A 13,500-nucleotide genomic window follows, 5' to 3' on the forward strand; every position below is an offset into this window, starting at 1 on the left:
CGGGGTGAGTTGAGGATCCGGGGTCAGAGCTTGCGCAGGCTCAGCTTGCGCACCTTGTGGTCGGGGCCCTTGCGGATGACCAGGGCGGCCCGGCCGCGCGTGGGGGCCACGTTCTCCAGGAGGTTGGGCTTGTTGATCGTGCGCCAGGTCGTGCGGGCGTAGTCCAGGGCCTCTTCCTCCGAGACCTGGGTGTACTTGCGGAAGTACGAGGAGGGGTCCTTGAACGCCGTGTCGCGGAGCTTCTTGAAGCGGTTCAGGTACCAGCGCTCGATGTCTTCCTCGCGCGCGTCCACGTACACGCTGAAGTCGAAGTAGTCGGCAAGACCCACGCGGGTGCGGCCGTCCTTGCCGGGGAGCGCCGGCTGGAGGACGTTGATGCCCTCGACGATGAGGATGTCGGGGCGGCGGACCGTGAGGCGCTGGTCCGGGACGATGTCGTAGATCAGGTGGGAGTAGACGGGCGCCGTCACCTCGTCCTTGCCCGCCTTGATGTCCGCCACGAAGCGGGTCAGGGCCCTTCTGTCGTACGACTCAGGGAAGCCCTTGCGGGACATCAGGCCGCGGGCCTCAAGCTCCTTGGTGGGCAGCAGGAAGCCGTCCGTCGTCACGCGCTCGACGCGGGGGTGCTCGGGCCAGCGGGAGAGCAGGGCCTGGAGGAGGCGGGCGACGGTGGACTTGCCGACGGCCACCGAGCCCGCGACTCCTATGACGAAGGGCGTGCCCGACTGGGAGCCCTTCTCGCCGAGGAAGGTGTTCAGCGCGCCGCGCAGGCCGTCCGTGGCGCCTACGTAGAGGTTCAGCAGCCGGGAGAGCGGGAGATAGATGTCCCGCACCTCGTCCAGGTCGATGACATCGCCCAGGCCGCGCAGCTTCTCCAGCTCCGCGGCGGTCAGGGGAAGCGGCGTCTTGTCACGCAGGGCGCTCCACTCGGTGCGGGTGAGGTCGACGTAGGGAGTCGCCTCCGGCTTGTGCCGGTGGGCGCTCCGCGGGTTCGTCGGGGGTACGGAGACCGATGAGATCACAGTCCATTGTTACGGCTGTTTGAACAGGACGGGGGGTGGGGTGCGTCACCCCCCGCGGGGCTTGAACCATTAGGGTGCGCGGGCTCGTAGGCTGCTGCCCGTGATTATTGGGGTCGGAATCGACGTGGCCGAGATCGAGCGGTTCGAGGCGGCGCTGGAGCGTACGGCCGGGATGGCGGGGCGTCTCTTCGTGGAGCGGGAGCTGCTGCTTCCGAGCGGGGAGCGGCGGGGGATCGCCTCGCTGGCGGCGCGGTTCGCCGCCAAGGAGGCGCTGGCCAAGGCGCTGGGCGCGCCGGCGGGGCTGCGGTGGACGGACGCGGAGGTGTACGTCGAGGGGAGCGGGCAGCCCCGGCTGCGGGTGAAGGGGACGGTCGCCGCGCGGGCCGCCGAGTTGGGGGTGCGGTCGTGGCACGTCTCGCTCAGCCATGACGCGGGGGTGGCTTCCGCCGTGGTGATTGCTGAGGGGTAGTGATTGCTTGGGGCAGTGACTGCTGGGGGTAGGCGCGGTTCGCTGCGCTGGGCGACACTCGGGGTATGCGTACTGCGTACCCGGTGGAGACGGTCAGGGCCGCTGAGCGGGAGTTGATGGCTCGGGTGCCGGAAGGTGCCCTGATGCAGAGGGCCGCGGCGGGGCTCGCGGTGGTCTGCTCCGAGATGCTCGGCAAGGTGTACGGGTCCCGGGTCGTGCTGCTCGTGGGCAGCGGGGACAACGGGGGCGACGCGCTGTACGCGGGGGCTCGGCTCGCCCGGCGCGGGGCGGGTGTTTCCGCGGTGCTGCTCTCACCTGAACGGGTGCATGCGGGGGGGCTCGGCGCTTTTCGTGCGGCTGGGGGGCGGGTCGCTGGTTCTGGTTCTGGTTCTGGTTCTGGTTCTGGTTTTGAGGGTGTTGTGCGGGGGGCCGATCTTGTTGTTGACGGGATCGTCGGTATTGGGGGGAAGGGTGGGTTGCGGGCCGGCGCGGCTCAAGTGGTGGGGCTTGTGCGGGAGTTGGGGGTACCTGTTGTCGCTGTGGATCTGCCGAGTGGGGTGGACGCCGACAGTGGGGTGGTGAGCGGGGATGCCGTTCGGGCCGATGTGACGGTGACCTTCGGGGCGTACAAGCCGGGGCTTCTGATCGATCCCGGGCGGGAGTACGCGGGGGTGGTGCGGCTCGTCGACATCGGGCTCGGGGCTGTGCTGGGCGGGGGAGAGGGAGGGGGCGCTGTCGAGGCGTTTCAGTACGCCGATGTGGCCTCGCTCCTGCCGATGCCGACCGGGGAGAGCGACAAGTACCGGCGGGGTGTCGTGGGGATCGTCGCCGGGTCCGCCCGGTATCCCGGAGCGGCTGTGCTCGCCGTCGCCGGTGCGCTGCGGGGCGGGGCGGGGGCCGTGCGTTACGTGGGGCACGCCGCGGACGCGGTCATCGCGCGCTATCCGGAGACCCTCGTCTTCGAGGGTCCGCCGTCCAAGGCGGGGCGGGTGCAGGCCTGGGTGGTCGGTCCCGGGCTCGGGGACGACGCCGAGCGGCTCGCGGACGTGGTCGGCGCCGATGTGCCTGTGCTGATCGACGCGGACGGGTTGCGGCTTGCCGACGAGGCGGCGGTACGGGGGCGGAGCGCGCCTACTTTGCTGACGCCGCACGCGGGGGAGGCGGCTGCCCTGTTGGGGGTCGCGCGGGAGGAGGTCGAGCGGGGGCGGCTTGCGGCTGTGCGGGAGTTGGCGGGGCGGTACGGGGCGACGGTGTTGCTGAAGGGGTCCACGACGCTTGTCGCGGGCGGCGGCGGTCGTGGGGGTGCGGTGCGGGTCAATCCGACGGGGACGCCGTGGCTGGCCACTGCGGGCAGCGGGGACGTGCTCTCGGGGCTCGCCGGGGCGTTGCTCGCGGCGGGGCTCAGTGCGGGGGACGCGGGGGCTGTGGGGGCGTATCTGCATGGGCTTGCCGGGCGGCTTGCGGCGGATGGGGCGCCGGTGGGGGCGCACGATGTGGCTGGGGCGATTCCGGGGGCTTGGCGGGATGTACGGGGGGACTAGCGTCCGGCTTTGGGGGCGGTGTGCGGTGTCTGTTCGTCTGTGGGGGCGGGGCCGCGCCGGTATGTCCGTCCTCGCCATCCGCTTGTGGGCGTCTTTTCGCTTCGGCGGGGGAGTGCTGCTTACCGTGCTCCGGGCGGAAATACCGACACGTCCCCTCGCGTCTCGATGCCGACTGCGGGTGAGTGGGGCTCATCGCCCTCTGCTTGTTCGCCCACGGGTGGACGCGGGGTGATCGGGCAGGTGGGTTGTAGAGCTGGTTCGGGCATGGGGGATGCGGGGTGGACGCCCTTTGGGTGACCCCGCGCGCGCGGCGCACCCCCACGGACGTGGAGACGCGGTTCGCTCATCGCATGATCAGTAAGACAGCTCAGCGCAGCCTGCCCGTGCTGCTCGCGCTGGCCGCCGCCTTCCCCGCGGCGCCCGCGCTCGCCGGCCCCACTCCACCGACCCCCGCGTCCCCCGGCGCCCGCCTGGTCCCGGGCATCCCGCTGCCGCCCCGGCACCCGTGGCAGCTGGACACCCCGGACCAGGACATGCCGCCGGACGTCTACACCCCGAGCGCCGAAGAGAACGCCATCGAGCCGGACGACGCCGTCGGTGAGCAGCTCATCGAGTATGTGCCGCGGGGTGAGGTGGTCAGGAAGTCGGTTGCCGCCCGGTGCAGCAGCAGTACCGGGCCCCATCAGCGGCAGGCCGAGCGCTGGCTGAAACTCACCGTGGACGGCAAGCAGTCCCCGAAGGACTGCCGGGCGATCCGCGCCTTCCAGCGGAAGGAGGGGATCCGGCCCGCCATCGGGTTCGCGGGCCCCACCACGTGGGCGCGGATGCGGCTCATCTCCTCGCGAAAGGCGCCGAACGCCGCGAAGAAGTGCCCCACGCGTGCGTACCGCGTCGCCTGCGTCGATCTGCGCAGGCAGCTGATGTGGGTGCAGAAGAGCAAGAAGGTGTTGCTCGGGCCTGTGCCGATCCGTAGTGGGCGGGCCGGGTACACGACCCGTACTGGCTGGAACAAGATCTACTGGAAGCACAAGAACCACTGGTCGTCGATCTACGAGACCCCCATGCCGTACAGCCAGTTCTTCAACGGAGGGCAGGCCTTCCACGGGATCTACGGCAACATCTACAGCCCCCCTGGTTCGCGCGGCTGCGTGAACATGCGGGTCGACGATGCGCGTGCCCTGTGGAAGACCCTGCGCAAGGGCGACCGGGTCTACGCGTGGGGCAGCAAGCCCGGGACCTGAGGCGCGCGGCTGCCAGGGTGTCAGCGGCCTCTGAGACACTGGTCGGCGATATGACTGAGACCGCACCCTTGCGTGCCCGCGCCGAGATCGACCTGGCCGCCCTCCGGGCCAACGTGCGGACTCTGCGCGCCCATGCGCCGGGCGCCGCCTTCATGGCCGTCGTGAAGGCCGACGCGTACGGCCACGGGATGGTGCCCTGCGCCAAGGCCGCCATCGAGGCGGGAGCCACCTGGGTGGGCACCGCGACCCCCGAGGAAGCGCTCGCGCTGCGGGCCGCCGGGATCGGGGGGAGGGTCATGTGCTGGCTGTGGACTCCGGGCGGGCCCTGGCGCGAGGGCATCGAAGCCGGTCTCGACATGTCGGTGAGCGCGCTGTGGGCGCTGCGCGAAGTGGCGTCCGCCGCGCGGACCGTGGGGCGGACCGCGCGTATTCAGTTGAAGGCCGACACCGGGCTCGGCCGTGGCGGCTGCATGCCCGCCGACTGGCCCGAGCTCGTCTCGCAGGCGCTCCAGGCCGAGGCCGAGGGCTTGGTGCGCGTCACCGGGATCTGGTCGCACTTCGCGTGTGCCGACGAGCCGGGACACCCCTCCATCGCCCCTCAACTGGCGCTCTTCCGCGAGATGGTCGCCGCCGCGGAGGAGCGCGGGATCCGGCCCGAGGTGCGGCACATCGCCAACTCGCCGGGCACGCTCACGCTTCCGGAGACCCACTTCGATCTCGTACGCCCCGGGATCGCGATGTACGGGATCTCGCCGAGCCCCGAGGTCGGCACGTCCGAGGAGTTCGGCCTTCGCCCCGTCATGACGCTCAGCGCCTCGCTCGCCCTCGTGAAGCACGTTCCGGGGGGTCACGGCGTGAGTTACGGGCATCACTACGTCACACCCGGTGAGACGACCCTCGGGCTCGTCCCTGTCGGGTACGGGGACGGGATCCCGCGCCACGCCTCCGGCACCGGGCCCGTGCTCGTCGGCGGCAAGCTGCGGACGATCGCCGGAAGGGTGGCGATGGACCAGTTCGTGGTCGACCTCGGCGGCGACGAGCCGCCGGTGGGCTCCGAAGCCGTCCTGTTCGGTCCCGGTGACCGGGGTGAGCCGACCGCCGAGGACTGGGCGCAGGCGGCGGGCACCATCGCGTACGAGATCGTCACCCGCATCGGATCGCGTGTTCCGCGCGTCCATGTGAAGAGCGACCCGACGACTGAGTAGGAGCGGCACGTGAGCGAGACCAGCACGGGGGCGGCCGCACAAGCGGCGACGGAAGTCGCGGCGGCGGCCGGTAACTGGCGCAGGGCGGGCATCGCCGGTGCCGCGATAGGCGTCGTCGCCGCGGGCGCGGCGGCCGGTGTCGCCATAGAGCGGCTGACCGTCGGGCGCGGCATGCGCAAGAAGGCGCGGCTCGCACTCGACGCGTCGGGGCCGTACGGATCGCTGCGCGGCATGCCGGGCCAGGCGTACGCGGACGACGGCACAGAGCTCTCGTACGAGGTCGACGAGATCGACACGGCTTCGGCGGACAGTGCGCAGGCGCCGCGCCGGCGCAGGCTCTTCGGACGCAGGGCACCCGCTCCCGTCACCGTCGTCTTCAGCCACGGCTACTGTCTGAGCCAGGACTCCTGGCACTTCCAGCGGGCGGCCCTGCGCGGTGTCGTGCGCTGCGTGTACTGGGACCAGCGCAGCCACGGCCGGTCGGGGCGCGGCGCGGCGCAGCTCGCGGACAAGGCGCCGGTCTCCATCGACCAGCTGGGGCGGGACCTGAAGGCCGTCATCGACGCGGCGGCGCCCGAGGGGCCGCTGGTCCTCGTCGGGCACTCCATGGGCGGCATGACGACGATGGCCCTTGCCGACCACTTCCCGGAGCTGATCCGCGAGCGCGTCGTCGGCGTCGCCCTCGTCGGTACGTCGTCCGGGCGGCTCGGCGAGGTCAACTTCGGTCTGCCGGTCGCCGGGATGAACGCCGTGCGGCGCGTGCTCCCCGGCGTGCTCAAGGCCCTTGGCTCACAGGCCGATCTCGTGGAGAAGGGGCGGCGGGCCACCGCGGACCTCTTCGCGGGCATCATCAAGCGCTACTCGTTCTCGTCGAAGGACGTGGACCCGGCGATCTCGCGGTTCGCGGAGCGGATGATCGAGTCGACGCCCATCGACGTGGTCGCTGAGTTCTATCCGGCGTTCGCCGAGCACGACAAGACGGAGGCGCTCAAGTACTTCGCCGAGCTTCCGGTGCTCGTCCTTGCCGGTGACAAGGACCTGGTGACGCCCAGCGAGCACAGCGAGGTCATCGCCGATCTGCTCCCGGACGCCGAGCTCGTCCTCGTCCCTGACGCCGGGCACCTGGTCATGATGGAGCACCCCGAGGTGGTCACGGACCGCATCGCGGACCTCCTCGCGCGCGCGGGCGCGGTTCCCGCGGCGGCCGATGCGCGGTCGTCGAGCGGCTAACGTGGGTGGGCATGGAAGCACCGCACAACACGGCCCCGGCCTCCGTGAACTCCCTCGGCATCACCGTCACCTCGCCTGAGCAGATGGGCGACCTGGGTCGCCGCCTCGCCAAGCTCCTTCGCCCCGGCGACCTCGTGATGCTCACCGGCGAGCTCGGCGCGGGCAAGACGACACTGACCCGCGGTCTTGGCGAGGGCCTCGGCGTCCGGGGCGCCGTCACATCGCCGACCTTCGTCATCGCCCGCGTCCATCCGTCCCTGTCCGACGGTCCGCCCTTGGTGCACGTGGACGCGTACCGTCTGGGCGGCGGGCTCGACGAGATGGAGGACCTCGACCTCGACGTCTCGCTGCCCGAATCGGTGATCGTCGTGGAGTGGGGCGACGGCAAGGTCGAGGAGCTCTCCGACGATCGGCTGCGCGTCGTCATCGACAGGACCGTCGGCGACACGACGGACGAGGTACGCGAAGTGACGCTGACCGGGCTCGGCGCGCGGTGGGCGGAGGCCGACCTCACGCTGCTCTCGGCCTGACTCCCGACTCCCGACTCTCGCCTTTCGGCCTGATCTTTGTCTTTTCGCCCGAACATTCCGACAGAGCGTCGGCAAGATGTTGCGCGGCGCGCATCAGGCATGGTCACATGGATACCGGAACTGGTTAGGTCTACCTAACCACGTCTGCCCCCGGAGCCCAGGAGGCATCCATGTCGGCTTCAGAACGTGACGTAGAGACCCGGCCGCACGGACTGTCGGGGCCGTCGGGGGCATCGGGGATTTCCATGAGCGATCTGCTGGCGTCCTGCGCGGCCGCCAGCGCGGTCTCGACCCCGCCGCGCGCTCAGGCGCCGACGTCATCGGGCGACGTTCCTACGGAACGACGACGACCTTCTTGCTGATCGTCGCGAACTCCCACATCGCGTTGCCGTCCTTGCGGGACTCGCGGATGCCGCCTGTCTTCTTCGACGGGTCGGGCTTCGGCGTCGAGCCGTCCGTCGCCGCGCTGAAGCCGATGGCGATCCCGTCCACACTCGCGAAACGCACGACGTGCTCGATCGACACGCCGTCCGTTCCGGTGACGGTGCCCGAGCGCGAGGTGACGGCGTACGTGCCGGGTACCGGGTCCACCGTGCTCGGCGTGACCTTGAACGTGCGCTGCGCCTTGCCTGCGGTGCCGACCAGCCATACGCGGTCCTCGCCCACCGAGTAGACGACCCGCTCGCCCGCACCGGACTGTGCCGGAATCGTCGCCGGGTCGGCCTTGTCCTTGGGGGAGCGCGAGGCCGAGGCGGAAGGGGACGTCTCCGGCTTCTTGCCCAGACTGTCCGGCGCGCTGGCCGAGGCCTGGTAAGCGAGGAAGCCGACGGCGGCGACCGCGGCGGCGGTGAGCCCGGCCACGATTCCCGAGCTGCTCCTGGACACCTGCGCCACCCTCTTCGTACTCCGTACGGCTATGGGGTGACGGTAGCAGCAGGTGTGCGGCTTGTTCGGTCGGCCGTGCTGCGGGCGCCGGAGCCGTAGGCTATTCGCGTGCTCTTGCTCGCTCTGGATACCGCCACCCCCGCCGTCACCGTCGCGCTGCACGACGGCTCGTCCGTCGTCGCAGCCTCCAGCCAGGTGGACGCCCGCCGCCACGGTGAGCTGCTGCTTCCCGCCGTCGACCGGGTGCTCGCCGAAGCTGGACTGAAACTCGACGCCGTGACCGACATCGTCGTAGGCGTGGGCCCCGGCCCCTACACGGGTCTTCGCGTCGGCCTGATGACCGCCGAGACCTTCGGCCTCGCGCTCGGCGTGCCGGTGCACGGCGTGTGCACGCTCGACGGCCTCGCGCACGAGTCCGGCATCGAGAGCGGGCCCTTCGTCGTCGCCACGGACGCGCGGCGCAAGGAGGTCTACTGGGCGCGGTACGCGGACCCGCGCACCCGCCTCACCGAGGCCGCCGTGGACCGCCCCGCCGACATCGCGGACGAGGTGGCGGGCCTGCCCGCCGTCGGTGCCGGCGCGGTGCTCTACCCCGATACGTTCCCCGACGCCCGCGCCCCCGAGAACGTATCGGCGGCCTCGCTCGCCTCGCTCGCCGCCCGGAAGCTCGCCGCGGGCGAGGAGCTGCTGGCCCCCAGGCCGCTGTACCTGCGCCGTCCCGACGCGCAGGTCCCCAAAAACTACAAGGTGGTCACCCACAAGTGACATCCGTGACGACAGCTGTCCTGCGCGAGATGCGCTGGTGGGACATCGAACCCGTCTACGCCCTGGAGAAGGAACTCTTCCCGGACGACACCTGGTCGCGCGGCATGTTCTGGTCCGAGCTCTCCCACGCGCGCGGGCCGCTCGCCAGCCGCCGTTATGTGGTGGCGACGGACGAGGGGCGGATCGTCGGGTACGCGGGACTCGCCTCATCCGGCGACCAGGCCGACGTACAGACCATCGCGGTGGCCCCGAGCCACCGGCGCACCGGGCTCGGCTCCCGGCTCCTGACCGATCTGCTGCGCGCGGCGACCGCCTTCGAGTGCGCCGAGGTCCTCCTTGAGGTGCGGGTCGACAACACGCGGGCGCAGAAGCTGTACGAGCGCTTCGGCTTCGAACCCATCGGCTTCAGACGTGGCTACTACCAGCCGGGCAACGTGGACGCCCTGGTGATGCGCCTGACCGACCCTTCGACATCCGTACAAGGAACCGACACCCATGGCTGACTCGCGCGACCAACCTCTCGTTCTCGGCATCGAGACCTCCTGTGACGAGACCGGCGTCGGCATCGTCCGCGGCACCACCCTGCTCGCCGACGCCATCGCCTCCAGCGTCGACGAGCACGCACGGTACGGCGGTGTCGTGCCCGAGGTCGCCTCTCGCGCGCACCTGGAAGCGATGGTGCCGACCATCGACCGTGCCCTGAAGGAAGCGGGGGTGTCGGCGAAGGACCTGGACGGCATCGCGGTGACCGCGGGGCCCGGTCTCGCGGGCGCGCTGCTCGTGGGCGTATCGGCGGCCAAGGCGTACGCGTACGCGCTCGGCAAGCCGCTCTACGGCGTCAACCACCTGGCGTCGCACATCTGCGTCGACCAGTTGGAGCACGGCGCGCTGCCCGAGCCGACGATGGCGCTTCTCGTCTCCGGCGGCCACTCCTCGCTGCTGCTCTCCACCGACATCACGTCGGACGTACGTCCCCTGGGCGCGACCATCGACGACGCGGCGGGCGAGGCCTTCGACAAGATCGCGCGGGTGCTCAACCTGGGCTTCCCCGGCGGTCCCGTCATCGACCGGTACGCGAAGGAGGGCGACCCGAACGCGATCACCTTCCCGCGCGGCCTCACCGGGCCGCGCGACGCCGCGTACGACTTCTCCTTCTCAGGACTGAAGACGTCCGTCGCGCGCTGGATCGAGGCCAAGCGGGCCGCGGGCGAGGAGGTTCCCGTCCGTGACGTGTCGGCGTCCTTCCAGGAGGCGGTCGTCGACGTGCTGACCCGCAAGGCCGTAAGGGCCTGCAAGGACGAGGGCGTGGACCACCTGATGATCGGCGGCGGAGTGGCGGCCAACACGCGGCTGCGCGCCCTCGCCCAGGAGCGGTGCGAGGCGGCCGGGATCCGGCTGCGGGTGCCGCGGCCGAAGCTGTGCACGGACAACGGCGCGATGGTGGCCGCGCTCGGCGCGGAGATGGTGGCGCGTAACCGCTCGGCGTCCGACTGGGACCTGTCGGCGGACTCCTCCCTGCCGGTGACGGAGCCGCACGTCCCGGGCCACTCGCACACGCACGCGCACGACCACGTGCACGAGGTCAGCAAGGAGAACCTGTACTCGTGACCGTCGCGCTGATGTGGGAGGCCCGCGCCGTCGACGGGCGGGGCGAGGAACTGCTCGCGTGGGCGCGGGCGCAGGTCCTCGACGGTGAGCCGGTGCGGCGGGAGAGCTTCCGCGCCCCGCAGGACCGGGTCCTCGTCCTGACCTGGTGGGATGAGCCGTACGACGCCGACCTTCCCGAAATCCCGGAGCCCGCGCCGGAGTTGGTGACGCGGGCGGTGCACCGGTGGCGCTTCGAGTCGGTCGGGCTCGGCTGAACACGGCGTACGTCAGGGGCGGCGCGCCTGCCCCAGGAGTCCGTCGATGACCGCTCCCAGCTGCGTGGACACGTCGTACTCCGCCGTCAGCTCCAGCCAGCGGTCGGCGAGCGCGGTCAAGTGGGGCAGCTCGTCGGCGTCCTCGGCCGTGAGCATGCCGGGGAAGTAGCGCCCCCGGTCCGGCTCGTCGGCGCGGCGGGCCATCGCCTGGCGGAATACCAGATCGCCGTATACGCAGTGCCAGATCGTGCGGTAGGCGGCGATGGCCTGGGACTGGTCCAGTCCGCAGGCGAGGGAACAGTCGACGATCTCCTCGACCATCCACAGGGCGCCCTTGTCGGTGAGGTCACCGAGGCTCAGTACCTCGACCACCCAGGGCAGCCGCGCCAGCGTGCCGTGCATGTGCACGGAGACCGCGAGCAGCCTCTCGCGCGGATCGTCGGGGAGCTCGGGGCGCGGGACCAGGTCGGCCGTCCCGGACAGGGTGAGCATCAGGAGCTCGTCCTTGTCGCGCACGTGGTGGTAGAGCGCCATCGGGGTCGTGCCGACCTCCTTGGCGACCTTGCGCATGCTCAGGGCCGCCACGCCCTCCTCCTGGAGGATGCGGCGCGCGACGCCGACGATCGTGTCGAGGTCGATGCGGCTCGGACGGCCGCGCTTCTTCTTTTCCACGTGGCTCATTGTCGCGCCCCGAGGGGTGGGCAGGGGGGTGGGCTGGTGGCGGGTGGGCGACGCATGCCGTTTTATTTTCTATACGCGTATAGTAATGTCCGTCGGCATGGTGAATCCCGCTGACTCCAAGTCCCCAGGGACCCGTTGGCTGCTGCCGGTGCTGCTCACCGTGCAGTTCCTGGTCTCCCTCGACATGTCCGTCGTGAACATCGCGCTGCCCGACATCGGCGACGACCTCGGCTTCGGGGCCGATTCGCTGCTCTGGGTCGTCAACGCCTACGCCCTCGCCTTCGGCGGCCTGCTCATGCTGGGCGGGCGCATCGCCGACCTGGTGGGGCGGCGGCGCACCCTCATCGCCGGGTTCGCGGTCTTCGGCCTCGCGAGCCTGGTGGGCGGGCTCGCGCAGACGCCGGGGCAGCTCGTCGCGGCGCGGGCCGTGCAGGGCGCGGGTGCGGCGGCGCTCGCACCTGTCGCGCTCGCACTGATCACCGTCAACTATGCGGCGGGGCCCGCGCGTTCACGGGCGCTCGGGCTCTGGGGCGCGGCGGGCGCGCTCGGCGGCGCGGTCGGGGTGATGGCGGGCGGGCTGCTCACTGACTTGGCGGGCTGGCGCTCCGTGATGCTGATCAACGTTCCGGTGGTGCTCGCGGCGCTCCTCCTCTCGCGGCACGGCGTACCCGCCGACCGGCGCACCGGGCCCGCTCCGCGCCTCGACGCGGTGGGGGCGCTCCTCGTCACGGCCGGCATGGCGGTACTCGTCCTCGGGCTCGTGCGCACGGAGACGTACGCATGGGGATCCGGTACGACCCTGGGCACCCTCGGCGCCGCGGCCGTACTGCTCGTCGCGTTCGCCGCCGTCGAGTCCCGGCGACGGGAGCCGCTGCTCCGGCTCGGCCTGCTCAGGAACCGGCCCGTGCTCTCCGCGAACGCGTTCGCGCTGCTGATGTCGTCGGGGCAGTTCGCCGCCTTCTACTTCACCTCGCTCTATCTCCAGGAGGTCATGTCGTACGGATCTACGCGGGCGGGGGCGGCGTTCCTGCCGTTCTGCGCGGGCGTCGTCGCCGGGTCGGTGATCTCGGCGCGGAAGGCCGGGCGCTTCGGGGAGCGCGCGATTCTGGTGACCGGCGGTCTCCTCGGGGCGGCGGGGTTCGTGTGGTTCGCCCTGACGGTCGGTCCTGACGGCACCTTCCTGGGCTCCGTCCTCGGGCCCTCCCTGGTGGCGAGCGTCGGCATCGGCATGTGCTTCGTGCCGCTGGGGACGGCGGCGACGTCCGGTGTCGCCGCCGAGGAGACCGGCATGGCGTCGGGGCTGCTCAACAGCTCGCGCCAGCTGGGCGGGTCGCTGGGGCTCGCGGTGCTCGTGACGGTGGCGTCGGGGGTCACGGGGTCCACGGGGTCCGGCCGGGGGCCGGGCGCGCTCGCGGACGGGTACGCGACGGCGTTCGGCGTGGCCGCCGCGCTGCTCGTGGCGGCGGCGGTGGCGACGGCGGTGCTGCATCCGGCGCGCAGGCCTTCACGGCCTGCGGAATGGCCCTCGGTCCCGCCCGCTCCGGAAGAAAATCCAAAGAATCTCGGAGACGATGTCGATCCGGGCGTCTCCCGTTCGACGCAGGGGTGAGAGGCGGGGAAGTACCCGCCGACAGCCGAAGGGACATGACCACCATGCCGCGCTTTCTGACGATGATCCGAGTCAACGAGAAGAACTCCCCCGAGGGCGGCCCCAGCCCCGAGATGGGCGAGCGCATGGGTGCCCTCCTGGAGGAGATCACCAAGGCCGGGGTGATGCTCGACACCGCGGGTCTCACCCCGAGCGCCCAGACCACCCAGGTGCACTGGGAGGGCGGCAAGGTGTCCGTCACCGACGGCCCGTTCACCGAGGCGAAGGAGGTCGTCGGCGGCTACTCGATCACGCAGTGCAAGGACAAGGCCGAGGCGATCGAGTGGGCGAGCCGCTTCCTGAAGACCCATGACGAGCAGTGGACCATCACGGCGGAGGTCAGGGAGATCATCGAGGGCTGACGCGGCGGGCGCCGGTCCTTTGCGGCGCCGCCGCGGGGGTGCTCTGATGGGTGGCCGTG

General features: G+C 71.3%; 15 protein-coding genes. 12 read left to right on the forward strand and 3 right to left on the reverse strand.

The window, feature by feature from the left end:
• Nucleotides 1-23: 23 nt before the first annotated feature.
• Nucleotides 24-1,022, reverse strand: coding sequence for a type I pantothenate kinase (gene coaA, locus ACWFRJ_RS27675; RefSeq protein ID WP_453536378.1), 999 nt, complete (start codon nt 1,020-1,022; stop codon nt 24-26).
• Between the two features lie 100 nt (nt 1,023-1,122).
• Here coaA and ACWFRJ_RS27680 point away from each other — a divergent pair, with 100 nt between their 5' ends.
• From ACWFRJ_RS27680 to tsaE, 6 genes are all read left to right on the forward strand, one after another.
• A complete protein-coding gene (locus ACWFRJ_RS27680; RefSeq protein ID WP_361837256.1) occupies nt 1,123-1,491 on the forward strand; it encodes a holo-ACP synthase in 369 nt (122 codons plus the stop codon).
• A 65-nt stretch (nt 1,492-1,556) separates the two neighbouring features.
• A complete protein-coding gene (locus tag ACWFRJ_RS27685) occupies nt 1,557-3,032 on the forward strand; it encodes an NAD(P)H-hydrate dehydratase (protein WP_453536381.1) in 1,476 nt (491 codons plus the stop codon).
• A gap of 350 nt (nt 3,033-3,382) precedes the next feature.
• Nucleotides 3,383-4,273, forward strand: a complete 891-nt coding sequence (locus tag ACWFRJ_RS27690) for a L,D-transpeptidase family protein (RefSeq protein ID WP_453536384.1) — start codon at nt 3,383-3,385, stop codon at nt 4,271-4,273.
• Between the two features lie 50 nt (nt 4,274-4,323).
• A complete protein-coding gene (gene alr, locus ACWFRJ_RS27695; RefSeq protein WP_453536387.1) occupies nt 4,324-5,478 on the forward strand; it encodes an alanine racemase in 1,155 nt (384 codons plus the stop codon).
• A 9-nt stretch (nt 5,479-5,487) separates the two neighbouring features.
• The gene (locus tag ACWFRJ_RS27700; protein WP_453536390.1) at nt 5,488-6,708 is read left to right on the forward strand and encodes an alpha/beta fold hydrolase; all 1,221 of its coding nucleotides are present in this window, start codon (nt 5,488-5,490) and stop codon (nt 6,706-6,708) included.
• Between the two features lie 11 nt (nt 6,709-6,719).
• The gene (gene tsaE, locus ACWFRJ_RS27705; protein WP_453536394.1) at nt 6,720-7,238 is read left to right on the forward strand and encodes a tRNA (adenosine(37)-N6)-threonylcarbamoyltransferase complex ATPase subunit type 1 TsaE; all 519 of its coding nucleotides are present in this window, start codon (nt 6,720-6,722) and stop codon (nt 7,236-7,238) included.
• A 333-nt stretch (nt 7,239-7,571) separates the two neighbouring features.
• Here tsaE and ACWFRJ_RS27710 read toward each other — a convergent pair whose 3' ends face one another.
• On the reverse strand, nt 7,572-8,123 hold the full coding sequence (locus ACWFRJ_RS27710) for a hypothetical protein (protein ID WP_453536396.1): 552 nt from the start codon (nt 8,121-8,123) through the stop codon (nt 7,572-7,574).
• Nucleotides 8,124-8,231: 108 nt separating this feature from the next.
• Between ACWFRJ_RS27710 and tsaB the strand changes: the two genes are divergently transcribed.
• Genes tsaB through ACWFRJ_RS27730 form a run of 4 tightly spaced genes read left to right on the forward strand, consistent with a single transcriptional unit; the run spans nt 8,232 to nt 10,750 of the window.
• Nucleotides 8,232-8,888, forward strand: a complete 657-nt coding sequence (gene tsaB / locus ACWFRJ_RS27715; protein ID WP_453536399.1) for a tRNA (adenosine(37)-N6)-threonylcarbamoyltransferase complex dimerization subunit type 1 TsaB — start codon at nt 8,232-8,234, stop codon at nt 8,886-8,888.
• 29 nt (nt 8,889-8,917) lie between these two features.
• Nucleotides 8,918-9,391, forward strand: coding sequence for a ribosomal protein S18-alanine N-acetyltransferase (rimI, locus tag ACWFRJ_RS27720; RefSeq protein WP_453536710.1), 474 nt, complete (start codon nt 8,918-8,920; stop codon nt 9,389-9,391).
• A complete protein-coding gene (tsaD, locus tag ACWFRJ_RS27725) occupies nt 9,384-10,496 on the forward strand; it encodes a tRNA (adenosine(37)-N6)-threonylcarbamoyltransferase complex transferase subunit TsaD (protein ID WP_453536402.1) in 1,113 nt (370 codons plus the stop codon). The genes rimI and tsaD overlap by 8 nt, the downstream gene beginning before the upstream one ends.
• Nucleotides 10,493-10,750 carry a hypothetical protein gene (locus tag ACWFRJ_RS27730; RefSeq protein ID WP_453536405.1) on the forward strand — a complete coding sequence of 86 codons (258 nt, stop codon included), beginning with the start codon at nt 10,493-10,495 and terminating at the stop codon, nt 10,748-10,750. The genes tsaD and ACWFRJ_RS27730 overlap by 4 nt, the downstream gene beginning before the upstream one ends.
• 12 nt (nt 10,751-10,762) lie before the next feature.
• Here the strand turns inward: ACWFRJ_RS27730 and ACWFRJ_RS27735 are convergent, their stop codons facing one another.
• On the reverse strand, nt 10,763-11,431 hold the full coding sequence (locus ACWFRJ_RS27735; protein WP_453536408.1) for a TetR/AcrR family transcriptional regulator: 669 nt from the start codon (nt 11,429-11,431) through the stop codon (nt 10,763-10,765).
• 97 nt (nt 11,432-11,528) lie between these two features.
• On the opposite strand from ACWFRJ_RS27735, the gene ACWFRJ_RS27740 reads away from it, so the two are divergent.
• Both ACWFRJ_RS27740 and ACWFRJ_RS27745 read left to right on the forward strand, forming a co-directional pair.
• Entirely contained in the window at nt 11,529-13,040 is a 1,512-nt protein-coding gene (locus tag ACWFRJ_RS27740; protein WP_453536411.1) for an MFS transporter, read from the forward strand.
• 44 nt (nt 13,041-13,084) lie between these two features.
• Entirely contained in the window at nt 13,085-13,441 is a 357-nt protein-coding gene (locus ACWFRJ_RS27745; protein ID WP_453536713.1) for a YciI family protein, read from the forward strand.
• Nucleotides 13,442-13,500 lie beyond the last annotated feature (59 nt).

The organism is Streptomyces sp. NPDC055239 (genome assembly GCF_053606205.1).

Bases quoted from the DNA above. Each gene is read 5' to 3' on its own strand.
- tsaE (WP_453536394.1), top strand. From the start codon at position 6,720: ATGGAAGCACCGCACAACACGGCCCCGGCCTCCGTGAACTCCCTCGGC.
- tsaD (WP_453536402.1), top strand. From the start codon at position 9,384: ATGGCTGACTCGCGCGACCAACCTCTCGTTCTCGGCATCGAGACCTCC.
- alr (WP_453536387.1), top strand. From the start codon at position 4,324: ATGACTGAGACCGCACCCTTGCGTGCCCGCGCCGAGATCGACCTGGCC.
- ACWFRJ_RS27740 (WP_453536411.1), top strand. From the start codon at position 11,529: ATGGTGAATCCCGCTGACTCCAAGTCCCCAGGGACCCGTTGGCTGCTG.
- ACWFRJ_RS27745 (WP_453536713.1), top strand. From the start codon at position 13,085: ATGCCGCGCTTTCTGACGATGATCCGAGTCAACGAGAAGAACTCCCCC.
- ACWFRJ_RS27685 (WP_453536381.1), top strand. From the start codon at position 1,557: ATGCGTACTGCGTACCCGGTGGAGACGGTCAGGGCCGCTGAGCGGGAG.
- ACWFRJ_RS27735 (WP_453536408.1), bottom strand. From the start codon at position 11,431: ATGAGCCACGTGGAAAAGAAGAAGCGCGGCCGTCCGAGCCGCATCGAC.
- ACWFRJ_RS27690 (WP_453536384.1), top strand. From the start codon at position 3,383: ATGATCAGTAAGACAGCTCAGCGCAGCCTGCCCGTGCTGCTCGCGCTG.
- rimI (WP_453536710.1), top strand. From the start codon at position 8,918: ATGCGCTGGTGGGACATCGAACCCGTCTACGCCCTGGAGAAGGAACTC.